21 protein-coding genes are annotated in these 23,664 nt (G+C 46.3%); 15 read left to right on the top strand and 6 right to left on the bottom strand.

Annotation, left to right across the window (positions count from 1 at the left end):
* Window positions 1-99: 99 nt before the first annotated feature.
* Both R7Z77_RS12650 and R7Z77_RS12645 read left to right on the top strand, forming a co-directional pair.
* The gene (locus R7Z77_RS12650; protein WP_064353495.1) at window positions 100-2,184 is read left to right on the top strand and encodes an alpha-amylase; all 2,085 of its coding nucleotides are present in this window, start codon (window positions 100-102) and stop codon (window positions 2,182-2,184) included.
* A 229-nt stretch (window positions 2,185-2,413) separates the two neighbouring features.
* Window positions 2,414-3,667: a valine--pyruvate transaminase gene (locus R7Z77_RS12645; protein WP_064353494.1), complete on the top strand. Its 1,254-nt coding sequence runs from the start codon at window positions 2,414-2,416 to the stop codon at window positions 3,665-3,667.
* A gap of 126 nt (window positions 3,668-3,793) precedes the next feature.
* Here the strand turns inward: R7Z77_RS12645 and R7Z77_RS12640 are convergent, their stop codons facing one another.
* The 6 genes from R7Z77_RS12640 to dnaA all read right to left on the bottom strand — a co-directional run bounded on the left by R7Z77_RS12640 (window position 3,794) and on the right by dnaA (window position 11,615).
* A complete protein-coding gene (locus R7Z77_RS12640) occupies window positions 3,794-4,231 on the bottom strand; it encodes an Hsp20 family protein (RefSeq protein ID WP_005378857.1) in 438 nt (145 codons plus the stop codon).
* A gap of 533 nt (window positions 4,232-4,764) precedes the next feature.
* Window positions 4,765-5,181 (bottom strand): GreA/GreB family elongation factor, encoded by a 417-nt coding sequence (locus tag R7Z77_RS12635; RefSeq protein WP_054579440.1) that lies wholly within the window; start codon window positions 5,179-5,181, stop codon window positions 4,765-4,767.
* 343 nt (window positions 5,182-5,524) lie between these two features.
* Window positions 5,525-7,942, bottom strand: a complete 2,418-nt coding sequence (gene gyrB / locus R7Z77_RS12630; protein ID WP_005378841.1) for a DNA topoisomerase (ATP-hydrolyzing) subunit B — start codon at window positions 7,940-7,942, stop codon at window positions 5,525-5,527.
* A 13-nt stretch (window positions 7,943-7,955) separates the two neighbouring features.
* On the bottom strand, window positions 7,956-9,035 hold the full coding sequence (gene recF / locus R7Z77_RS12625) for a DNA replication/repair protein RecF (protein ID WP_005378839.1): 1,080 nt from the start codon (window positions 9,033-9,035) through the stop codon (window positions 7,956-7,958).
* 9 nt (window positions 9,036-9,044) lie between these two features.
* Entirely contained in the window at window positions 9,045-10,145 is a 1,101-nt protein-coding gene (gene dnaN / locus R7Z77_RS12620) for a DNA polymerase III subunit beta (protein ID WP_005394106.1), read from the bottom strand.
* A gap of 63 nt (window positions 10,146-10,208) precedes the next feature.
* Window positions 10,209-11,615 carry a chromosomal replication initiator protein DnaA gene (gene dnaA, locus R7Z77_RS12615; protein WP_005378835.1) on the bottom strand — a complete coding sequence of 469 codons (1,407 nt, stop codon included), beginning with the start codon at window positions 11,613-11,615 and terminating at the stop codon, window positions 10,209-10,211.
* Between the two features lie 412 nt (window positions 11,616-12,027).
* Between dnaA and R7Z77_RS12610 the strand changes: the two genes are divergently transcribed.
* The 13 genes from R7Z77_RS12610 to R7Z77_RS12550 all read left to right on the top strand — a co-directional run bounded on the left by R7Z77_RS12610 (window position 12,028) and on the right by R7Z77_RS12550 (window position 23,615).
* Window positions 12,028-12,774, top strand: coding sequence for an amino acid ABC transporter substrate-binding protein (locus R7Z77_RS12610; protein WP_005378831.1), 747 nt, complete (start codon window positions 12,028-12,030; stop codon window positions 12,772-12,774).
* 114 nt (window positions 12,775-12,888) lie between these two features.
* Window positions 12,889-13,560 (top strand): amino acid ABC transporter permease, encoded by a 672-nt coding sequence (locus R7Z77_RS12605; RefSeq protein WP_005378829.1) that lies wholly within the window; start codon window positions 12,889-12,891, stop codon window positions 13,558-13,560.
* A complete protein-coding gene (locus tag R7Z77_RS12600) occupies window positions 13,557-14,294 on the top strand; it encodes an amino acid ABC transporter ATP-binding protein (RefSeq protein WP_005378827.1) in 738 nt (245 codons plus the stop codon). The genes R7Z77_RS12605 and R7Z77_RS12600 overlap by 4 nt, the downstream gene beginning before the upstream one ends.
* A gap of 242 nt (window positions 14,295-14,536) precedes the next feature.
* The gene (rpmH, locus tag R7Z77_RS12595) at window positions 14,537-14,671 is read left to right on the top strand and encodes a 50S ribosomal protein L34 (RefSeq protein ID WP_005378825.1); all 135 of its coding nucleotides are present in this window, start codon (window positions 14,537-14,539) and stop codon (window positions 14,669-14,671) included.
* Between the two features lie 46 nt (window positions 14,672-14,717).
* Window positions 14,718-15,041 (top strand): ribonuclease P protein component, encoded by a 324-nt coding sequence (gene rnpA / locus R7Z77_RS12590; RefSeq protein ID WP_005394102.1) that lies wholly within the window; start codon window positions 14,718-14,720, stop codon window positions 15,039-15,041.
* Window positions 15,008-15,265 (top strand): membrane protein insertion efficiency factor YidD, encoded by a 258-nt coding sequence (gene yidD, locus R7Z77_RS12585; RefSeq protein WP_005378822.1) that lies wholly within the window; start codon window positions 15,008-15,010, stop codon window positions 15,263-15,265. Before rnpA ends, yidD begins: the two co-directional genes overlap by 34 nt.
* A 2-nt stretch (window positions 15,266-15,267) precedes the next feature.
* Window positions 15,268-16,890 carry a membrane protein insertase YidC gene (gene yidC / locus R7Z77_RS12580; RefSeq protein ID WP_005383834.1) on the top strand — a complete coding sequence of 541 codons (1,623 nt, stop codon included), beginning with the start codon at window positions 15,268-15,270 and terminating at the stop codon, window positions 16,888-16,890.
* 130 nt (window positions 16,891-17,020) lie between these two features.
* Complete coding sequence (gene mnmE, locus R7Z77_RS12575; protein WP_005383836.1) at window positions 17,021-18,382, top strand: tRNA uridine-5-carboxymethylaminomethyl(34) synthesis GTPase MnmE; 1,362 nt, start codon at window positions 17,021-17,023, stop codon at window positions 18,380-18,382.
* Between the two features lie 100 nt (window positions 18,383-18,482).
* Window positions 18,483-18,917 (top strand): FMN-binding protein MioC, encoded by a 435-nt coding sequence (gene mioC, locus R7Z77_RS12570; RefSeq protein ID WP_005378900.1) that lies wholly within the window; start codon window positions 18,483-18,485, stop codon window positions 18,915-18,917.
* Window positions 18,918-19,394: 477 nt separating this feature from the next.
* Entirely contained in the window at window positions 19,395-21,290 is a 1,896-nt protein-coding gene (gene mnmG, locus R7Z77_RS12565; protein ID WP_005378901.1) for a tRNA uridine-5-carboxymethylaminomethyl(34) synthesis enzyme MnmG, read from the top strand.
* The gene (rsmG, locus tag R7Z77_RS12560) at window positions 21,290-21,925 is read left to right on the top strand and encodes a 16S rRNA (guanine(527)-N(7))-methyltransferase RsmG (protein WP_005378902.1); all 636 of its coding nucleotides are present in this window, start codon (window positions 21,290-21,292) and stop codon (window positions 21,923-21,925) included. Before mnmG ends, rsmG begins: the two co-directional genes overlap by 1 nt.
* A 10-nt stretch (window positions 21,926-21,935) precedes the next feature.
* Complete coding sequence (locus tag R7Z77_RS12555) at window positions 21,936-22,709, top strand: ParA family protein (RefSeq protein ID WP_005383838.1); 774 nt, start codon at window positions 21,936-21,938, stop codon at window positions 22,707-22,709.
* Between the two features lie 24 nt (window positions 22,710-22,733).
* The gene (locus tag R7Z77_RS12550; protein ID WP_017821562.1) at window positions 22,734-23,615 is read left to right on the top strand and encodes a ParB/RepB/Spo0J family partition protein; all 882 of its coding nucleotides are present in this window, start codon (window positions 22,734-22,736) and stop codon (window positions 23,613-23,615) included.
* The last annotated feature ends 49 nt before the right edge of the window (window positions 23,616-23,664 follow it).

Genomic DNA, 23,664 nt, shown 5'->3' with positions numbered 1-23,664 from the left:
ATTTGTAGGGTGAGACGCGTTTAACTTGTTGGTATAGAGCTCGGATTGTAGAGGCACAGTTTTGCTATAACTGGACTGTTTATTCGGGGGAAGGACACAATGAAAAAAACAATTCTCGCACTCTCTATTGGTCTACTGAGCGCCTGCAGCCAGATTCCAGAAAATGCCATCGTATTAAGCGTTGGTGATGATACCGCTGTTTTTGAGGAAAACTCACAGGGCTTACTTGTCGCCGAGCAAAAACTCGAAAAAGGCAGCTACACCTTTACCATTGCCGACAGTAATCAAAGCTGTGGCAGTAGCTTTGCCCTAGCAGAAGAAGATCGCATCAAGTTCAATCGTCCATTAAAAATGGATAACTGCGCCACTGATGCACAAATGCCGCTGCGCATCTTCAAAGCCAATACCTATCAATTTACGCTCAATCCAACCACCAACGAGCTGACGGTAAAAATCAAACCAAAACAGACTCAGGACATCACCTACTCTTGCCCTGTCGCAACTGACACGCCAAAAACCATCAATGTTGCTCAAACCTTTAATGATGGCACTGTCGTTCGTGACGCCTTAACCGGACAAGAAGCCACAGTCGCCAATGGCAGCGTCACCATGCAGCCGGGTCCTATGAGCCAAGGTCTATTGCTGCTAGAAGAAGTCGATCAGCAAGCCGACAAACCGTTCAGCTGGGATAACGCAACAGTGTACTTCGTCATGACTGACCGCTTCTACAATGGCAACCCTGACAACGACAACAGCTACGGTCGCAGTAAAGACGGAAAATATGAGATTGGTACCTTCCACGGTGGTGACTTAGCGGGTCTAACGAAAAAACTCGATTACATCGAATCACTTGGTGTGAATGCTATCTGGATAACCTCACCACTGGAACAAATCCACGGCTGGGTTGGCGGCGGCGATAAAGGCGACTTTAAGCACTACGGCTACCACGGCTACTATCACCAAGATTGGACCAAGCTTGATGCCAACATGGGTACCGAAGATGAACTCAGAACCTTCGTCGATACCGCCCACAAGAAAGGTATCCGCGTGATTTGGGATGTAGTCATGAACCACACAGGTTATGCGACATTAGCAGACATGCAGGAATTCGGCTTTGGTCAGCTTTACCTTGATGACCAAGAAGCCAAACAAGTCCTTGGTGAAAAATGGACCGACTGGCAGCCAAAATTAGGACAAAGCTGGCACAGCTTCAACGACTACATCAAATACGGTGATAGCGAAGCGTGGGATAAATGGTGGGGCAAAGATTGGATCCGCACCGACATTGGTGACTACGATGCTCCGGGCTACAACGATATCACCATGTCTTTGAACTACCTACCGGATCTCAAAACCGAATCGACTAAGAAAACCGGATTACCAAACTTCTTCCGCAATAAAGACACCAATGCGCAAGATGAGCTGCAAACCCCACGTGAACACCTGATTACCTGGTTATCCGATTGGGTACGTGACTACGGCATTGACGGCTTCCGTGTCGACACGGCCAAACACGTTGAAATGGAAGCGTGGGCAGAGTTGAAAGCCAGCACCACTCAAGCGCTTGCCCAGTGGAAGCAAAACAATCCAGACAAAGCACTAGATGACCTGCCATTTTGGATGACAGGTGAAGTGTGGGCACACAGCGTAGTGAAGAGCCCGTATTTCGATAACGGCTTCGATTCCATCATCAACTTCGAGTTCCAATCTGATGTGGCACCAAAAGCGCTGAAGTGTTTCGCTCAACTTGATAATGATTACCGCCGCTATGCAGAGCGCATCAATACCGATCCTGAGTTCAATGTGTTGAGCTACCTGTCTTCACACGATACACAACTGTTTTGGTCAGCTCGCAGCCGCAGCTTTGATGACCAAGCACGTGCGGCAAATGCTCTGATGCTGGCTCCGGGTGCAGTACAGATCTATTACGGTGATGAGATAGCTCGTGATTTTGGCATTACTGGTTCAGACGCCCACCAAGGCACACGCTCAGATATGCCATGGGATAAGATTCATGGCGAGCGTGAAGATCTGCTGCAACATTGGCAAAAATTGGGTGAATTCCGTAAACGCCACCCAGCGGTTGCTCAAGGTAAGCACATCACTCGCAATCAAGAAGGTTACTACGCGTTCGAACGCCAATACCAAGACGACAAGGTACTGATTGTTTACACCGGTGAGTAAATCACACTCTCTCCACCAGCAAGGGAAGCATAAGCTTCCCTTTTTTATTGTTCTTTTTGCCATTTAGTCTCGTCCCTCTGGTCTGATGACGCACTTTTTTCTTTTTCGGCTTAATTCACACTTTGCGTTAATTACACATTGAGGTAAGGTCAAGGATTACTCGATAAGCCGATAAAACATCGGCATAAACATACACAAAGCAATCACAATGAATTAGGTATAAGTCAGCATGCAGTTCTCAAAGTTTGGTGAAAAATTTAATCAGTATTCAGGTATTACGCAGTTAATGGACGATTTGAATGATGGTCTGCGCACACCAGGTGCCATCATGCTCGGTGGAGGTAATCCTGCCGCCATTCCTGCCATGCTCGATTACTTTCACCAAGCCAGTGAGGAAATGCTCGCCAGTGGGGAGCTCGTCGCCGCCCTCGCCAACTACGATGGCCCGCAGGGTAAAGACGCGTTCGTCAAAGCGCTAGCTCAGTTATTCCGTGAAACTTACGGCTGGGATATTTCCGAAAAGAACATCAGCCTAACTAACGGCAGCCAAAGTGGCTTCTTCTACTTGTTCAACTTGTTGGCAGGTAAACAGCCAGATGGTTCGCATAAGAAAGTGCTACTACCTATCGCACCTGAGTACATCGGTTATGGTGATGCAGGCATTGATGAAGATATCTTTATCTCTTACCACCCAGAAATCGAGCTGTTAGATAACGGTCTGTTTAAATACCACGTCGATTTTGAGCAACTAACCGTCGACGACTCTGTTGCGGCAATCTGCGCGTCTCGTCCAACCAACCCAACGGGTAATGTACTGACAGACGAAGAAGTACGTAAACTGGACAAGCTAGCATGTGAGAACAACATCCCGCTGATCATCGATAACGCCTACGGTCTACCTTTCCCGAACATCATCTTTGAAGATGTCGAACCGTTCTGGAATGAAAACACCATCCTATGCATGAGCCTATCTAAACTTGGCTTGCCAGGTGTGCGTTGTGGCATTGTGATTGCGAGTGAAGAAATCACTCAAGCGTTAACCAATATGAACGGCATCATCAGCCTAGCGCCGGGCAGTGTTGGTCCAGCGCTGGCAAACCATATAATTGGCAAAGGCGATCTGCTTAAACTGAGTTCAGAGGTGATTAAGCCGTTCTACAAGCAAAAATCACAACGTGCGGTTGAACTGCTCCAACAAGCAATTACCGATGAGCGATTCCGCATCCACAAGCCGGAAGGCGCTATCTTCTTGTGGTTATGGTTTGATGAACTGCCAATCACAACAATGGAACTGTACCAACGCTTGAAAGCGCGTGGCGTATTGATTGTCCCTGGTGAATATTTCTTTATTGGTCAGCAAGACGAGTGGGATCACGCGCACCAATGCCTGCGTATGAACTACGTTCAAGATGATGAAATGATGCAAAAAGGCATTGCGATTATCGCTGAAGAAGTGGAAAAGGCTTACCGCGAAGGTAAATAGATGGATTGAACTCAGCCGTTCTTCTCTTTGAAATTACGGCTTTAAAATAGCGGATTTGAAAACCCCAAACTAAAAAGAGCGCCCATATGGCGCTCTTTCTCATTCTATAACTGGGTGGTTAACTGATTAGTTGTTCTCAATCAGGTTGTTACCACCGATAGCAATCTTACGTGGTTGCATGGCTTCAGGGATTTCACGAACTAAATCGATATGAAGTAGACCGTTTTCCATTGATGCACCCACGACTTTTACGTAATCCGCTAGCTGGAATTTACGTTCAAAATCACGTTCTGCAATACCTTGGTAAACGTAGTTTTTGCCTTCTTCGGCTTTACGTTCGCCCTTCACAATCAACATGTTTTCGTTTTGAGTCAGATCGAGCTGTTCTTCAGCAAAGCCAGCAACGGCCATAGTAATACGGTAGTTGTGCTCGTCTTTTTGCTCAATGTTGTATGGAGGGTAACCGCCAGAAGTATTTTTCGCTGTATTCGCTTCCATCAGGTTTAGCAGACGATCAAAGCCAATTGCATTACGGTATAGTGGTGAGAAATCTACATTACGCATAAATCTATCCTCTTAATTAAGCAATAGTCTTAGTTCAGATGAGTTTCATCCTACTGGCGTGTTTATGCAAAAACCAACGCCGAACTAAGAGATTCTTATCATTCCACTGGCCTTGGTTTGGCTCGGAGACATGATATTGAATCTAAAGGTTTAAGTTGTGTGCTAAAACGCCATATCCTCTTCTGAGCGATCTCGTTTTAGCGATTTCAGAGGGCTGGTCTTCTAGTCTCTAGCAAGCCAGTCACCCTCTTCACAACTAGATATAAGGTCGTCAAAAATGACTTTCAAGGGAAAAAATAAAAAATTTTTAAAGCATCCACTATCCCCTTGAACAGCTTAGTTCCTCATCACTTCACGATCAGTGATAAAAAGCCCACCGTTCTGGAGGGCTCAATCTACACTTTACTTGCGGGAGGATTTACGCGCTTTTACAACGCCCTTTTCTGCCGCCTTTTCCTGCTTTAGTTTGCGCTTTTCTTTTAGACTCAACTGCGGTTGTTTCTTTTCTTTCTTACTCATGACTTCACCTCTATTTATTGGCACAACAGACAACCACACAGCATTTTCTGAGCTGGTGGCTGCGAGTGATGAACAATTTCAGTAATCACAAAGCAGCGTCGCTGATTAAAAATTTCCACTTCGAGCGCATCATTTTTAGCTCGACCTAACAGTCGAGATCCCAAATAAGAATCGACCGCGAGCATACCTGTCATCGGCTGCCCCTTGCGCGAGCTGACTAACGTCATGCGATATTGATAGGCGCGTTCAACATCCACTAAGCGAACCGTGTCCCCAACCGCAATACGAGTTCGGTTACGGCAATGGGCTTGTTGCTCGCAGGTTTCAAATAGCGATAACAACCTTAGTGGTGATTGATAGGTTAAAAAGCGACTGGTTAACCACCAAGTTCGCAGCGCCAAGCAGTACGCTGAGAACCAGCGTTCAAACATGATTATTTCCTTCTTAATGCCTTGTCTTACAAATAAATTCAGTGCATTGAACCGGAAGTGCATCACTTCCGGCTTAGTTCAGGAAAGTCATCACCATTTTCTTAGTCTCCTTAATCATCAGCTCTTCAGCACTATAGCGAGCAGAAAAAAGAAAGCAAAAGCGCTCAAGCGAACAAAATGGCGAGAAAAAAAGAAAACAGATATAAAATGGCAGGCTTGATCGGGTTGTTGGCAGTTAGTACCAGAAAAACATCCGCTTTAGCAGAAAGTGGCGATTTTAGCTGGTGGTACAACAAAAAAAGCAGCGATTTCTCGCTGCTTTTTACGATCACGAACAGTGTCGTTATACGTCTAGGTTCGCTACTTTCAGTGCGTTCTCTTCGATGAAGTTACGACGAGGTTCTACTTGGTCACCCATTAGCGTAGTGAACAGTTGATCTGCACCTACCGCATCTTCAATCGTTACCTGCATCATACGACGAGTTTCTGGGTCCATGGTGGTTTCCCAAAGTTGGTCTGGGTTCATCTCACCTAGACCTTTGTAGCGCTGACGGCTTAAGCCACGCATTGACTCTTTCACTAACCAGTCAAGCGCTTCTGCAAAGTTTGCCACTGGCATAGTACGCTCACCACGTTTGATGTACGCGCCTTCTTCCAGAAGTCCATCAAGTGCTTCTGATAGATCAGCCAACTTGCCGTACTCTTTCGAGTTTAGGAAGTCGATGCTAATTGCATGTTCGTGCGTCACGCCGTGAGTACGAACCACAATCTTAGGCAAGTTTAAGCCTAGCTCTTCGTGCTGCTCAACTTCGTAGCTGTACTGGCTTGCCCCCACTTCTTTCGCATTCAGCTGTTCAATAAGCTGCTTCGTCCAAGCTTCCACAACTGATGCGTCATGGCATTGCTCTGGCGTTAGGCGAGGAGTGTAAATCAACTCGTTTACCAAAGCACTTGGGTAGCGACGGCTCATACGTTCCGCCAGTTTAATACCCGCATTGTACTGTTGAACAAGCTTCTCTAGTGCTTCACCAGCCAGTGCAGGTGCTTCTGCGTTTACGTGTAGCGATGCATTATCCAGAGCTAATGATACTTGGTATTGGTTCATCGCTTCTTCATCTTTGATGTACTGCTCTTGTTTGCCTTTTTTCACTTTGTATAGTGGTGGCTGAGCGATGTACACGTAACCACGCTCGATAAGCTCTGGCATTTGACGGTAGAAGAAGGTCAACAGTAGCGTACGGATGTGCGAACCATCGACATCGGCATCGGTCATGATGATGATGTTGTGGTAACGAAGCTTGTCCGGGTTGTACTCGTCACGACCGATACCACAACCTAGTGCGGTGATCAGTGTTGCTACTTCTTGAGAAGATAGCATCTTGTCGAAACGTGCTTTTTCTACGTTAAGAATCTTACCTTTTAGCGGTAGGATTGCTTGGTTCTTACGGTTACGGCCTTGTTTTGCGGAGCCGCCTGCCGAATCACCCTCCACTATGTATAGTTCAGAGAGTGCCGGATCTTTTTCCTGACAGTCTGCAAGTTTACCTGGAAGGCCAGCTAGGTCTAGCGCACCTTTACGGCGCGTCATTTCACGAGCTTTACGCGCTGCTTCACGAGCACGTGCTGCATCGATGATTTTCGAACAAACCATCTTCGCTTCTGTCGGGTTCTCAATCAGGAACTCAGACAGTTTTTCACCCATTGCAGACTCAACAGCTGATTTCACTTCAGAAGAAACCAGTTTGTCTTTTGTTTGGCTTGAGAACTTAGGATCAGGCACTTTCACCGAAACAACCGCAGTTAGACCTTCACGCGCATCGTCGCCTGAAGTCGCTGTTTTCGCTTTCTTCGAGAAACCTTCTTTATCCATAAAGCTGTTCAATGTACGTGTTAGCGCAGCACGGAAACCAGCAAGGTGAGTACCACCATCACGCTGTGGGATATTGTTGGTAAAGCAGAAGATGTTCTCTTGGAAACCATCGTTCCATTGCATCGCCACTTCAACTGAAATGCCGTCTTCACGCTCAGAGTTAAAGTGGAAGATTTTTTCGATGATTGGCGTTTTGTTGGTGTTTAGGTGATCAACGAACGCTTGAATACCACCTTCATACATGAAGTGATCATGTTTGTCCGCTTCACGTTCATCAACCAATTTGATCGACACACCAGAGTTCAGGAATGACAGTTCACGCAGGCGCTTCGCCAGAATGTCATAGTGGAACTCTGTGTTAGAGAACGTCTCGGCACTTGGCCAGAAACGAATTTGTGTACCGGTTTTATCCGTATCACCCACAACGGCTAGTGGCGCTTGAGGCTCACCATGGCGGTAGGTTTGCGTATGGATATGGCCACCACGATGAATCGTTAGCTCAACTTTCTCTGATAGTGCGTTTACTACTGAAACACCTACCCCGTGAAGACCACCCGATACTTTGTATGAGTTATCGTCGAACTTACCACCCGCGTGAAGAACCGTCATGATTACTTCTGCTGCAGAGACATTTTCCTCTGAGTGGATTTCTGTTGGAATGCCACGACCATCATCGCTAACGGAAACCGAGTTATCCTCATGAATTGTCACAACGATGTCTTTACAGTGACCTGCCAACGCTTCATCAATTGAGTTATCCACCACCTCGAAAACCATGTGGTGAAGGCCGGTGCCGTCGTCCGTATCGCCGATGTACATTCCTGGACGCTTACGTACCGCATCCAGACCCTTCAGTACCTTAATACTCGATGAATCGTAATTTTCAGACATGAGTTTCTCTCTTCTAGTTTGACTCTATCCTGCCATGTTCCACATGAAACAATTTACCGTTATCGTCCAACATATCGGCGATTTGGCTTTCAGTGATAGAGCTTACAAATACTTGTGCGCCCGTCTCTTTTAAGCAGTCAGCAAGACGCTTGCGACGTTGGCTATCTAATTCCGACGCGAAGTCATCAATTAGGTAAATGCATTGTTTACCGGCCATCTCTGTCAGGTGTTGCCCTTGCGCTACACGCAATGCACACACCATGAGTTTTAATTGACCGCGTGACAGAACATCTTCAACGGGCGTTCCGTTCACTTTAATGCGCAAATCAGCTTTGTTTGGGCCACTAAAGGTGTATCCCAATGCCTGATCACGCTCAAAATTCTTTTCTAGTATCTCGTGGTATGGAGTGTCTTTATCCCAGCCACGATAATACTTCAATTGGATCTCAAATTCTGGCAAAAATGTCTGACAGATAGTTTCTGCGACGGTTTTCATCTGCTCGATGTAACTTGCTCGCCATTGGCTGATGTTTTCAGCCAACCCTGCCATTTCCTGATCCCAATAACTGAGCTCACGATAACTATTGGCGGTTTTCAACAACGCGTTGCGCTGCTTGTTCAGGCGCTTGAACCTTCCCCATGCTTGATAAAAAGCGGGCTCGGTATGAAACACGCCCCAATCAATAAACGCACGACGATGTTTAGGGCCATCTGTCAGTAAATCAAACCCTTCTGGGTGTATCAACTGCAGAGGCAGAACTTGTGCCAACTGCGCTAATTTTTGTCCAGATTGACCGCCTATTTTAACCTCTGTTGAGCCATCACGCTGCTTATTAATGCCGATAGGTAGCTCAAATTGATCCGAGTTCAAAAAACGACCATGAACAAACAGTTCGTCACACTCATTTTGTATCACTCGTCCGGTGAGAGAGCTCTTGAATGAGCGGCCATGCCCGAGCAGATAAACCGCTTCTAAGACACTGGTTTTACCGCTGCCGTTCGGCCCGATAAGAAAGTTAAAGCCTGCTGATAACTCAATATCACAGGCTTTAATGTTTCGAAACTGCTGAATGATGAGACGAGAAAGAGGCATTCAGTTGGCTTATAGACGAATTGGCATCACCACGTACATGGCACTGTCATCGTCGGCATTTTCAATCAACGCGCTGGCGTTAGCATCCGACATCGACACACGTACATTTTCACAACGCAACGTGTTCAGAACATCAAGCACATAGCTTACGTTAAAGCCGATTTCGATGGCGTCACCTTCAAAGGTTACATCAAGCATCTCTTCCGCTTCTTCTTGTTCTGGGTTATTCGCGGTTATGCGCATTTCAGTATCAGCCAGATTCACTCGCACGCCACGGAATTTTTCGTTGGAAAGAATCGCAGCACGAGAGAAGGCTTGGCGCAACTCGTCACAACTTGCTATTAGTGTCTTATTGGTGCTCTGAGGCAATACACGGCGGTAGTCAGGGAAACGACCATCAACCAACTTAGAGGTAAAAGTAAAGTTATTCACCTCAGCACGAACATTGGAGCTACCGATCTGAAGTACTACGGGCTGCTCTGGCGCATCCATCAACTTTACTAATTCTTGCACACCTTTGCGTGGCACGATGATTTGCTTCTGCGCAAAGTCCGCACCTAGCTGAGTTTGCGATACCGCCATACGGTGGCCGTCCGTCGCCACGCTGCGTAGCGTGGTGCCGTCAATTTCAAACAACATGCCGTTGAGGTAGTAACGAACGTCTTGATTCGCCATCGAGAACTGAGTTTTGTCGATCAGCGTACGTAAATCAGCTTGGCTCAGTGATACTTCCACTTCGCTTTGCCAGTCTTCAATATTAGGGAAATCGTTCGCAGGAAGCGTTGCCAACGAGAAACGGCTGCGACCAGAGCGAACTTGTACACGATCACCTTCTAATACAAATGTGATGATCGCATCGTCCGGTAAACCACGGCAGATATCGAGAAACTTACGCGAAGGAACGGTAATGCTGCCCGCTTCAAAATCACCTTCTAGCGTCACTTTGCTTACTAACTCTACTTCAAGATCGGTTGCCGTCATCGACAATACGTTCTCTTCTACTTTAAGAAGTAGGTTACCCAGGATTGGCAGGGTTGGTCGGCCACCTAAAGCGCCCGAAACCTGCTGTAGCGGTTTGATTAAATGACTACGTTCAATGGTAAATTTCATGCTTGGCTCTTTACGCTGTCAGCTCAATAAATGATTTGCTTAGAATACCGTTATTCTAACCGATTACGAAGACAGGGTGCGAATCAAGTTAGAGTAATCTTCTTTAATGTCGTGGCTCTCTTCACGCAGCTGCTCAATCTTGCGACAAGCATGAAGTACGGTCGTATGATCGCGGCCCCCAAACGCATCGCCAATTTCAGGCAAGCTATGGTTGGTTAGTTCTTTTGCTAACGCCATAGCCAGCTGACGAGGACGCGCTACAGAACGAGAACGACGCTTAGACAGCAAGTCCGCTACTTTAATCTTGTAGTATTCCGCCACTGTCTTTTGAATGTTATCGATTGTCACAAGCTTCTCTTGTAGAGCAAGCAGATCGCGCAGCGCTTCACGAACAAAATCAATCGTAATTGGACGGCCAGTAAAGTTCGCGTTCGCAATAACACGGTTCAGTGCACCTTCTAGCTCACGAACGTTCGAACGCAGACGCTTGGCAATGAAGAATGCCACTTCATCAGCAAGGTGGATTTGGTGATCTTCAGCTTTTTTCATCAAGATCGCCACACGCGTTTCAAGCTCAGGCGGCTCGATCGCAACAGTAAGACCCCAACCAAAGCGAGATTTAAGACGATCTTCAACGCCATTAATTTCTTTAGGATAACGGTCAGACGTTAGAATGATCTGCTGATTACCTTCCAATAGTGCGTTGAAGGTATGGAAGAATTCTTCTTGTGAACGTTCTTTATTAGCAAAGAATTGGATGTCATCGATAAGGAGCGCATCCACGCTGCGGTAGTAGCGTTTGAATTCTTCAATCGCATTGTTTTGCAGCGCTTTCACCATGTCTTGCACAAAACGTTCTGAGTGCATGTAGACCACTTTTGCGTTCGGGTTGTTATCCACAATCGCGTTACCCACCGCATGCAATAAGTGGGTTTTACCCAAACCCGTGCCGCCGTATAGGAATAGTGGGTTGTAAGCTGCACCTGGGTTATCCGATACCTGACGCGCCGCAGCCAAACCCAGTTGGTTCGACTTACCTTCAACAAAGTTATCGAACTTGTGTTTTGGGTTCATGTTTGAGCGGTGATTGATAGCCGCAATCGCTTGAGCGTCGTCATCCCAGGTTTTGTGTACTGGCTTACGCGCCTGTAATTGCGCAGGTGCAGATGACTCGGCAGCCACATCTGCAGGCGTACGTGTCGGCGCTGGTTTTGGTGCAGAGACAGGTCGGCTCCCCACTTCAAAACGTAAGTTAGGAATATCGCCACCGCAGTATTCCTGCAGTAAGCGAGTAATATTGTTCAGATACTTATCACGCACCCAGTCCAACACAAAGCGGTTTGGCGCGAATAGAGTGAGAGTATTGTCATTGAGCTCCGCTTGTAGCGGACGAACCCACATGCTGAATTCTGTAGCTGGTAGCTCTTCTTGAAGCTGCTGCAAACATTGCAGCCAAAGCGAAGATGACACGGTGCCCCCACTGAGTAATTGAATTATCGGAAAAGACTGGCAATTTTACCTGTTGATAACCAAGATCGCCAGCGATTGATCGACGATCCAGTGAATAAGATCCAAGTTATTCACAATTATTTCTGCAAACTTGATGAGATCAACACACCTTGCCCCAAATTTGCCCACACAACGATCCACAATTGGGCAAAACTCACAAGATCGAGCGATTGGTGATAAGTCTGTGTATTATTTTATTCCCAATGCTGATTTTGTCGATCATTTCGCTAGGTTCAGTTCGCATTTTCGTCACATTTAACATTCTTCTTCTATTATCTAATAACTCACAGGTCTAGGTTATTGCTCTTGGTTATTTATTTAATTGAGCTAACTAACAGTAGTATTTCCAACCATAAAATTATGGAGATGTATTATGAAAAACTGGATTAAGGTTGCCGTTGCAGCCATTGCACTGTCGGCAGCAACCGTACAAGCCGCTACTGAAGTCAAAGTTGGTATGTCAGGTCGCTACTTCCCGTTTACTTTTGTAAAGCAAGACAAGCTACAAGGCTTTGAAGTCGACATGTGGGATGAAATCGGTAAACGTAACGATTACAAAATCGAATACGTAACAGCCAACTTCTCTGGTTTATTTGGTCTTTTAGAAACTGGTCGTATCGATACGATCTCCAACCAAATCACCATGACTGATGAGCGTAAAGCTAAATACCTATTTGCTGACCCTTACGTTGTAGATGGCGCACAAATTACCGTGCGTAAAGGCAACGACAGCATCAAAGGTGTTGACGATCTTGCGGGCAAAACCGTTGCGGTGAACCTAGGCTCTAACTTTGAGCAACTGCTGCGTCAATACGACAAAGACGGCAAGATCAACATTAAAACGTACGACACAGGTATCGAACATGACGTGGCGCTCGGTCGTGCAGACGCGTTTGTAATGGATCGTCTTTCTGCGTTAGAGCTGATTAAGAAAACTGGCCTTCCTCTGGAATTGGCAGGCGAACCGTTTGAGACCATTCAAAACGCATGGCCTTTCGTTGACAACGAGAAAGGTCGTAAGCTGCAAGAAGAAGTAAACAAAGCACTGGCTGAGATGCGCGCAGATGGTACAGTAGAGAAAATTTCCGTGAAGTGGTTTGGCGCTGACATCACGAAATAAGAACTCTTTGTACTTTAGGCCGCAAAGTGGTATCACTCTCGGACTAAAATAAACTTACGTAAAGGTGGAACTTGTTTTCCACCTTTTCTTTTCTCTAGCCTTTAGGTAAGCCGTATGGGATTTGACTTTAATTACATGTTGGAACTGCTGCCGATATTGCTGAAATATCTTGGCACAACCATGGAAATGGCGACATGGGGATTGGTGTTTTCGCTGATTTTATCCGTCATTTTAGCCAATATTCGCGTATTTAAACTGCCAGTTCTGGATCAATTAAGCCAACTGTACATCAGCTTCTTCCGTGGCACCCCACTGTTGGTTCAGCTTTTCCTGCTTTATTACGGCTTACCGCAAATTTTTCCATTGATGGTCGGTATCGACGCCTTTTCAGCAGCGGTGATCGGTTTAACGCTGCACTTTGCCGCTTATATGGCGGAAAGTATTCGTGCCGCCATTATTGGCATTGATCGCAGCCAAATGGAAGCGAGCTTATCGGTCGGTATGACGACATCCCAAGCAATGCGCCGAGTGATTTTACCTCAAGCAACGCGTGTCGCACTGCCTTCATTGATGAACTATTTCATCGATATGATCAAGTCAACGTCTCTCGCTTTCACGCTTGGTGTGGCCGAAATCATGGCGAAAGCACAGATGGAAGCCTCATCAAGTTTCCGTTTCTTTGAAGCTTTCCTTGCGGTTGCTCTTATTTACTGGGGAGTGGTGGTGATTCTGACTCGCGTACAAATCTGGGCAGAAGCAAAACTGAATAAGGCGTACGTACGATGATTAAGTTAGAAAATATTCACAAACGTTTTGGTGAGACTGAAGTGCTGAAAGGCATCGACCTCGATATTAAGCAAGGTGAGATCATCGTGATTATCGGCTCAAGTGGCACGGGTAAATCAACCTTGCTGCGTACGGTGAACTTTCTAGAACAAGCAGATGAAGGTCGTATCACGATAGATGACATCTCCGTTGATACTCAAAAACACACTAAAGCCGAAGTATTAGCGCTGCGTCGTCGAACTGGCTTTGTGTTCCAAAACTATGCCCTGTTTGCCCACATGAATGCGCGCCAGAACATTGCCGAAGGTCTAGTGACCGTTCGAGGCTGGAAAAAAGCCGATGCTCTCAAACGAGCGCAACAAATTCTGGATGACATCGGTCTTGGGGATAAAGGCGATAGTTATCCAGCGGCATTGTCTGGCGGCCAACAACAACGTGTGGGTATCGGCCGAGCGATGGCGCTGCAACCAGAACTGCTGTTGTTTGACGAACCAACTTCTGCGCTGGATCCGGAATGGGTCGGTGAAGTTCTCTCATTAATGAAGAAGTTAGCTAATCAGCATCAAACCATGCTGGTGGTAACACACGAGATGCAATTTGCTAAAGAAGTCGCTGATAGAGTGATCTTCATGGCGGAAGGCAATATCGTTGAGCAAGGTTCTCCACAGGATATCTTCGATAATCCACAAGATCCTCGTTTGAAAAAATTCCTTAACCAAGTAGGAATAGAGTAACGATCAAGCATCAGGATCGATTGATCCTTGAGATTTTACTCACACTACGTATAATCGCCCGGCCGGAATTTCGTACTCATTGAGTCATTGACACATTATGTGAGTGTGATTACAATTCCGCCTCTTTGTTGAGAGGCGTCGGTTGTCCTTCTCTATATAAAGAGCTTCTTTATATAAGAAAGCAAATACCCACGCCGGGTTTAACAAGAACCTAAAACTACTGATCAGTAAAGGTAATTATCATGAAACGCACTTTTCAACCTACAGTTCTAAAGCGCAAGCGTACTCACGGCTTCCGTGCTCGCATGGCAACTAAGAACGGTCGTAAAGTTATCAACGCACGTCGTGCAAAAGGCCGTGCGCGCCTATCAAAATAATCGCTAGTTTATTTTGAACACGTACGCGTTTAATCGGGAGTTACGTTTGTTAACTCCCGAGCATTATCAAAACGTCTTCCAGCAAGCTCATCGAGCTGGCTCGCCTCATTTCACCATCATTGCTCGCAATAACAAACTTTCTCACCCACGATTAGGTTTAGCGGTTCCCAAAAAGCAAATCAAAACGGCTGTCGGTCGTAACCGATTTAAGCGTTTGGCTCGTGAAAGCTTTCGTAACAATCAACATCAGCTTCCAAACAAAGATTTTGTTGTGATTGCGAAGAAAAGCGCGCAAGATTTAAGCAATGAGGAAATTTTTAAGTTGTTTGATAAGCTATGGCAACGCCTGTCTCGCCCTTCACGTGGATAGCCATTGGGCTCGTTTATCTGTATCGCTGGTTTATCAGCCCTTTGATTGGTCCTCGTTGCCGGTTCACACCAACCTGTTCCACTTACGCGCTAGAAGCTTTGAGAGCTCACGGTTTTGTAAAAGGATGTTGGTTATCAGGCAAACGTCTATTAAAATGCCACCCTTTGAATGAAGGGGGGTATGACCCCGTTCCACCAGTCCAAAAACAAGACAGAGATAACTAACGATGGATTCTCAACGTAATATCCTGCTCATCGGTTTGGCCCTGGTTTCTTTTTTGCTGTTTCAACAATGGCAAGTTGCAAAGAATCCAGAACCTCAAGCAGTTGAACAGGCTCAATCAAGCAGCACTCTACCTGCACCATCTTTTGCTGATGAACTTGACCCAGTTCCTGGTCAACAGCAAGCTTCTGCAAAAACTATCACAGTAACGACTGATGTTTTAACTCTGTCGATCGACACCGTTGGTGGCGATGTGGTACATGCCAACCTTAACGAATACTCTGCTGAGTTAGATTCATCAGATTCCTTTGTTCTGCTTAAAGACGCTCAAGGTCACCAATTTATCGCTCAAAGCGGTCTAGTGGGTCCTCAAGGTATCGACTTGAGCAGCACAAATCGCCCTCACTACAACGTAAGTGCAGACAGCTTCACAATGGCTGACGGTCAAGATGAACTTCGCGTTCCGATGACATTCACTGCAAACGGCATCGAATACACCAAAACTTACATCTTTAAACGCGGCAGCTACGCGCTTAATGTTGAATACGATGTAGTGAACAACTCAGGCAACAACGCAACATTTGGTATGTACGCTCACCTACGTCAAAACCTAATGGACGATGGTGGTAGCATCACAATGCCTACTTACCGTGGTGGCGCATACTCAACAGAAGATACGCGTTACAAGAAGTACAGCTTTGATGATATGCAGGATCGCAACCTGTCTCTTAACCTAGCCGATGGCCAAGGTTGGGCCGCAATGATTCAGCACTACTTTGCCGCAGCTTGGATCCCACGTAACGAACCAGGTACTAACCTATACACTCGTGTAATTGGCAACCTCGGCGACATCGGCGTTCGTATGCCGAACAAAACTATCGCAACAGGCGATCAGGCTAAGTTTGAAGCAACACTTTGGGTTGGTCCAAAACTGCAAGATGAAATGGCAGAAGTGGCACCTAACCTAGACCTAGTAGTGGACTACGGCTGGTTATGGTTCATTGCGAAGCCTCTTCATATGTTGCTTTCATTCATCCAGAGCTTTGTTGGCAACTGGGGTGTGGCAATCATCTGTCTGACCTTCATCGTTCGTGGTGCAATGTACCCACTAACAAAAGCGCAATACACGTCTATGGCGAAAATGCGCATGCTACAGCCTAAGCTGCAAGCAATGCGTGAGCGTATCGGTGATGACCGTCAGCGCATGAGCCAAGAAATGATGGAACTGTACAAGAAAGAGAAAGTGAACCCACTAGGTGGCTGTTTACCTCTTATCCTACAGATGCCTATCTTCATCGCGCTTTACTGGGCACTAATGGAATCGGTTGAGCTACGTCACTCTCCATTCTTCGGTTGGATTCATGACCTTTCAGCGCAGGACCCTTACTACATCCTGCCTCTACTGATGGGTGCGTCAATGTTCCTAATCCAGAAGATGAGCCCGACAACAGTAACGGATCCAATGCAGCAGAAGATCATGACCTTTATGCCGGTTATGTTTACCTTCTTCTTCTTGTTCTTCCCATCAGGTCTCGTTCTGTACTGGTTGGTGTCGAACATCGTAACGCTTATCCAGCAAACTCTGATCTACAAAGGATTAGAGAAAAAAGGCTTACACAGCAAGTAACCTTTTAGGAAATGATTGAGAAAGGCGGCCAAAAGGTCGCCTTTTTGTTTTTGGCTGATTACAATTCAGCTAATTAATTGTGATGGCTCCCTAGGTATCTTCCCTATAGCCCAGCTCAAAAGGCAAAATTATGACTACAGATACGATTGTCGCTCAAGCGACCGCGCCTGGTCGTGGCGGTGTCGGTATTATTCGAGTTTCTGGCCCTAAAGCCAACCAAGTGGCGTTAGAAGTCACTGGCAAAACACTAAAGCCCCGCTACGCAGAGTACCTGCCGTTTAAGTCAGAAGATGGCACTGTGCTTGATCAGGGCATCGCACTGTACTTCCCTAACCCACACTCATTTACAGGTGAAGACGTACTTGAGCTGCAAGGCCATGGCGGCCCTGTCGTGATGGATATGCTGATAAAACGCATTCTAGGTATAGATGGTATTCGAGCTGCTCGCCCTGGTGAGTTCTCTGAACGCGCATTTCTGAACGATAAACTCGACTTAGCTCAAGCCGAAGCGATTGCAGACCTCATTGATGCCAGTTCTGAAGAAGCAGCAAAATCGGCGCTGCAATCCTTACAGGGCGCATTTTCAGGCCGCATTAATACCTTAGTTGAGTCGCTGATTCATTTGCGTATCTATGTTGAAGCAGCCATCGACTTCCCTGAAGAAGAGATCGACTTTTTGGCCGACGGTAAAGTGGCTGGTGACCTACAAGCCATCATCGACAACCTAGATGCGGTGCGCAAAGAAGCTAACCAAGGCGCTATTATGCGTGAAGGGATGAAAGTCGTGATTGCGGGTCGTCCAAATGCGGGCAAATCAAGCCTGCTGAACGCGCTATCGGGTAAAGAGTCTGCAATCGTAACCGACATCGCAGGAACTACGCGTGATGTACTGCGTGAGCATATCCATATTGATGGCATGCCTCTGCACATCATCGATACTGCAGGTTTGCGTGATGCTTCCGATGAAGTAGAGAAAATCGGTATCGAACGCGCGTGGGATGAAATAGCCCAAGCAGACCGCGTGTTGTTCATGGTGGATGGCACGACAACCGATGCCACCGATCCGAAAGATATCTGGCCAGATTTTGTGGATCGCCTACCAGACAACATTGGCATAACTGTGATCCGTAATAAAGCGGATCAAACGGGTGAAGATATGGGGATCTGCCACGTCAATAACCCTACTCTTATCCGTTTGTCAGCGAAGACTGGTGCAGGGGTTGAAGCTCTGCGCGATCATCTCAAGGAGTGTATGGGCTTCTCTGGCAACAGTGAAGGTGGGTTTATGGCTCGTCGTCGTCATCTCGATGCATTAGAACGTGCCGCACAGCACCTTCAAATAGGCCAGGAGCAGCTTGAAGGCTATATGGCAGGTGAAATATTGGCTGAAGAGCTACGCATCACCCAACAACATCTCAATGAGATTACCGGTGAGTTCAGTTCTGACGACTTACTGGGACGAATCTTCTCTTCATTCTGTATCGGGAAGTAAATAATCGAACGCGCGGTGCTGAGCTTAACTCACACCGCGTTTCTTTTTGTACGGCAAGCCATCCATGAGCTTTAGCCGTCGCATTCAATAAGGAAGAAGTATGATCCACATTATTACAGGCAGCACGTTAGGTGGCGCAGAATACGTAGGGGATCACCTGAGTGATCTACTCAACGAGAATGGATTTGAAACAACGATCCACAACCAGCCTTCCCTCAGTGATATCGAAAATCAAGGTACGTGGTTGGTGATCACCTCTACACATGGAGCTGGTGAGTATCCTGATAATATCCAACCTTTTATCGCAGCATTACAAAATACACCGCCAAAAATGACTGATGTAAAATTTGCGGTGATTGCGATTGGTGACTCTAGCTACGATACGTTCTGTGCCGCTGGTCAACACGCTTATGATTTATTAGAGGATATTGGTGCAACCCCTCTCGCAGATTGCTTTAAAATCGATGTACTGAGCCATGATGTACCAGAAGACGCCGCAGAGATGTGGTTAAAAGAGAATATCGAACGTTTTTAAACTCACGACTTTCCCTTCAACAGAGTCGAAATTCGGCTCTGTTTTCTCCCATTTGAATAACTCCCACCAAATTATTTTGTTTAACCGCTCAAAAACCAACCAAACAGACTGTGGATAACTACAATAAGATCCAGTGATTTTCCTTTAGTTATCCCAATAACAACTTTGATCAATTTTACCCCCTGTGTATAACCACCACTTTTGATCCCAGGTAATCCTCGATCTGATCCAATCATGATCACAAGATATGATCCAAAGAAGATCCATGATCTTGTTGATCATTTTTAGGTTATCCACAGAAACGGTCGATCCTAATAGTAGATCTAATAAAAGATCATATATATAGATCTTATATATATTTATCTTGAAGCTTAAAACGGATAAAACGAGAAAACGTTTTTCTCTCTGGCATAAAGCAGGTAAAATACGGCTCCTTTATCTGTCCATTAAATCCCTTTGAATACCTGAGGTCAGTTCATGCTTTATCACGAAAACTTTGACGTCATTGTTGTCGGTGGCGGACACGCAGGAACGGAAGCCGCGCTCGCATCTGCACGCACAGGACAAAAAACGCTTCTCCTTACCCATAACATCGATACATTAGGCCAGATGTCTTGTAATCCGGCGATCGGTGGTATTGGTAAAGGTCACTTAGTAAAAGAAGTAGATGCTATGGGCGGTTTGATGGCTGAAGCCATCGACCATGCAGGTATTCAGTTTCGTACACTAAATGCCTCCAAAGGTCCTGCAGTACGAGCAACTCGAGCTCAAGCCGATCGCGCTCTGTACAAAGCGTACGTTCGTAATGCATTAGAAAATGCGCCTAACTTAACGTTGTTCCAGCAATCAGTTGATGATCTGATTGTTGAACAAGATCGCGCAGTTGGTGTGGTAACTCAAATGGGACTTCGCTTCCATGCGAAAGCCGTTGTGCTAACCGTGGGTACCTTCCTTGGTGGTAAGATCCACATAGGTATGGAAAGCTCGTCTGGTGGTCGTGCCGGGGATCCACCATCGATCGCATTAGCGGATCGACTGCGTGAACTGCCGTTCCGTGTGGATCGTTTAAAAACAGGTACTCCACCGCGCATTGATGCTCGTACTGTTGATTTTTCAGTGCTAGAAGCTCAGCACGGTGATAACCCAACGCCTGTATTCTCGTTCATGGGCAAACGTGAACAGCATCCGCGTCAGATTCCATGTTTCATCACCCACACCAATGAACAAACTCACGATGTGATCCGTAGTAACTTGGATCGCAGTCCAATGTACGCAGGTGTGATTGAAGGTATTGGTCCGCGTTACTGTCCGTCTATTGAAGACAAAGTGATGCGTTTCGCTGACAAAAACAGCCACCAAATCTTCATTGAGCCAGAAGGCCTAACCACGCACGAGTTATACCCTAATGGTATCTCGACCAGCTTGCCATTTGATGTGCAAGTACAAATCGTGCGCTCAATGAAAGGGTTTGAAAATGCACACATCGTTCGCCCAGGTTATGCGATTGAATATGATTTCTTCGATCCACGTGATTTGAAGCAAACGTACGAGACGAAGTTCATCCATGGTTTGTTCTTTGCTGGCCAGATTAATGGCACGACTGGCTACGAAGAAGCCGCAGCGCAAGGCTTGATGGCCGGTCTAAATGCAAGCTTGTTTAGCCAAGACAAAGAAGGCTGGAGCCCACGTCGTGACCAAGCTTACATGGGCGTGTTGATTGATGACTTATCGACCATGGGTACCAAAGAGCCGTACCGCATGTTCACTTCTCGTGCGGAATACCGCCTGCTACTTCGTGAAGATAACGCCGATTTACGTTTAACGGAAAAAGCGCGCGAGCTAGGCTTGATTGATGATGTTCGTTGGGCTCGCTTTAACGAGAAAATCAACAATATGGAAACGGAGCGTCAGCGTTTGAAAGCAACGTGGATGAATCCGAAGTCAGAGGGTGTTGATGAGCTGAACAAGCTGCTGAAAACCCCAATGGCCCGTGAAGCGAGTGGTGAGGATCTTCTGCGTCGTCCAGAGATCACTTATTCGCAACTGACGCAACTTGAAGCGTTTGCTCCTGCACTTGAAGATCAGCAAGCGGCTGAGCAAGTTGAAATTCAAGTGAAATACGATGGTTACATCAAGCGTCAGCAGGAAGAGATCGAAAAATCACTGCGTCACGAAAATACCAAGTTACCTGCTGATTTGGATTACCGCGATGTAAAAGGTTTATCAAACGAAGTCGTTGCTAAACTGAGCGAGGCCAAACCAGAGAGCATCGGTATTGCATCACGCATTTCTGGTATTACGCCTGCTGCAATTTCTATTCTACTTGTTCACTTGAAAAAGCATGGTTTGCTGAAGAAAGGTGAGGAAGAATAATGAGCGCATTGCGAACAAAGCTGGATTCACTGATCGCGAAAACCGATTTGGAAGTGTCAGAACAGCAACGAGAGCAGTTAGTTGGTTATGTCGAACTGCTCGACAAATGGAACAAAGCGTACAATTTAACATCGGTACGTGATCCGCTTGATATGTTAGTGAAACATATTCTTGATAGTATCGTTGTAAGCGCACACCTGCCCGGTGAGCGCTTCATTGATGTTGGTACTGGTCCGGGGTTACCGGGCATCCCTTTGGCAATAATGAACCCTGAGAAAACCTTCTTTTTGCTCGACAGTCTTGGCAAACGCATTCGTTTTATCAAGCAAGTCGTGCACACATTAGGGCTGAAAAACGTGACACCAATTCAAAGTCGCGTCGAAGAATTCCAACCTGAAGAAAAATTTGATGGCGTTTTGAGTCGAGCTTTTGCTTCAATGACAGACATGGTGGAATGGTGCCACCATTTGCCGAAACAAGAGCACGGGGTGTTTCTAGCGCTGAAAGGACAGCACCCTAAAGATGAAATGGATCAGCTTCCTGAATGGTGCAGTGTGACAGAGATCATATCTTTGGCTGTTCCTGAGTTGGAAGGTGATCGTCATCTAGTAATCTTATCGCGCAAGGAAAATTAGCGAGGTAATCGTGGGTAAAATTGTAGCAATCGCCAACCAGAAAGGTGGGGTCGGCAAAACAACAACGTGCATTAACTTAGCGGCTTCGATGGCGGCAACAAAGCGCAAGGTTTTGGTGATCGATCTCGACCCGCAAGGCAATGCTACGATGGCCAGTGGCGTGGATAAGTATATGGTCGATGCCACCGCATACGATCTTTTGGTCGAAGATACACCGTTCGATCAAGTCGTTTGTACCCAAACAACAGGGAAGTATGATTTGATCGCGGCGAACGGAGACGTAACCGCGGCAGAAATCAAATTGATGGAAGTTTTCGCTCGTGAAGTGCGTCTAAAAAATGCATTGTCGTCAGTTCGCGATAACTATGATTTCATCTTTATTGATTGTCCTCCTTCTCTAAACCTTCTTACAATCAATGCGATGGCGGCAGCTGACTCTGTGCTGGTGCCGATGCAATGTGAATACTTTGCGTTAGAAGGTTTAACTGCTCTTATGGATACAATCAGCAAGTTAGCGGCTGTTGTGAATGAAAACCTAAAAATCGAAGGTTTATTGCGTACCATGTACGACCCACGCAACCGCTTATCGAATGAAGTATCCGATCAACTTAAAAAACACTTTGGGAATAAAGTTTACCGTACTGTCATTCCGCGTAATGTTCGTTTGGCTGAAGCGCCAAGTCACGGTAAGCCAGCAATGTACTACGATAAGTACTCCGCAGGTGCCAAAGCGTATCTTGCTCTAGCGGGCGAAATGCTCCGCCGCGAAGAAATCCCAGTTTAACTCTAACCTAAGGAATTCAATCCCATGTCTAAGCGTGGTCTCGGAAAAGGACTGGATGCGTTATTGTCGACCAGTTCGTTTGCTCGTGAAAAACAGCATATTGCATCGCATAGCCAAGAATTATCGGCAGACGGTGAGTTAACCGATTTAGCGATTGGTCAATTGCAACCGGGCGTATACCAACCGCGTAAAGATATGGCGCCTGAAGCGCTAGAAGAACTAGCGGCTTCGATTCAATCACAAGGCATTATTCAACCAATCGTGGTTCGCCAGGTCGAAAGTGGTCAGTTTGAGATCATCGCAGGTGAGCGCCGCTGGCGTGCTGCAAGGCAGGCGGGGTTAAAACGCGTACCGTGTTTGGTGAAAAAAGTTGAAGATCGTGCCGCCATCGCCATGGCGTTGATTGAAAACATTCAACGTGAAGACTTGAATGTGATTGAGGAAGCCCAAGCGCTTGAACGTCTACAAGATGAATTCACGCTGACACATCAGCAAGTGGCCGATGTGATTGGTAAATCAAGAACGACGGTGAGTAACCTATTACGTCTGAATCAGTTGGAAGTTGATGTAAAAGGTCTGGTTGCAGATAAAAAATTGGAAATGGGTCATGCTCGAGCTCTGTTAGCGTTAGAAGGCGAACAGCAAGTCGAAGTAGCTCAACAAGTGGCTAAGAAGCAAATGACTGTTCGCCAAACCGAACAGTTAGTAAAAAAGTGCTTAGCCCCACAAAATGAGCAAAAAGGGCAACAAGAGGATACCGAAGCCGAGCAAATGTCGCATAAATTGAGTCAGCTGCTTGATGCAAAAGTTTCTCTTACCCGTTCTGCAAACGGAAAAGCGAAATTGACGATAAGTCTTGATGAGCCTCACAAATTGGACCAACTAATTGCCAAGCTTGAGGCCTAGATGAGATAATTGATTTAGGTCAATTAATCTAATTAATCGAATTTTGTGC

Source organism: Vibrio sp. 1401 (genome assembly GCF_033340295.1).
This window is presented reverse-complemented; position numbering and strand designations above follow the sequence as displayed.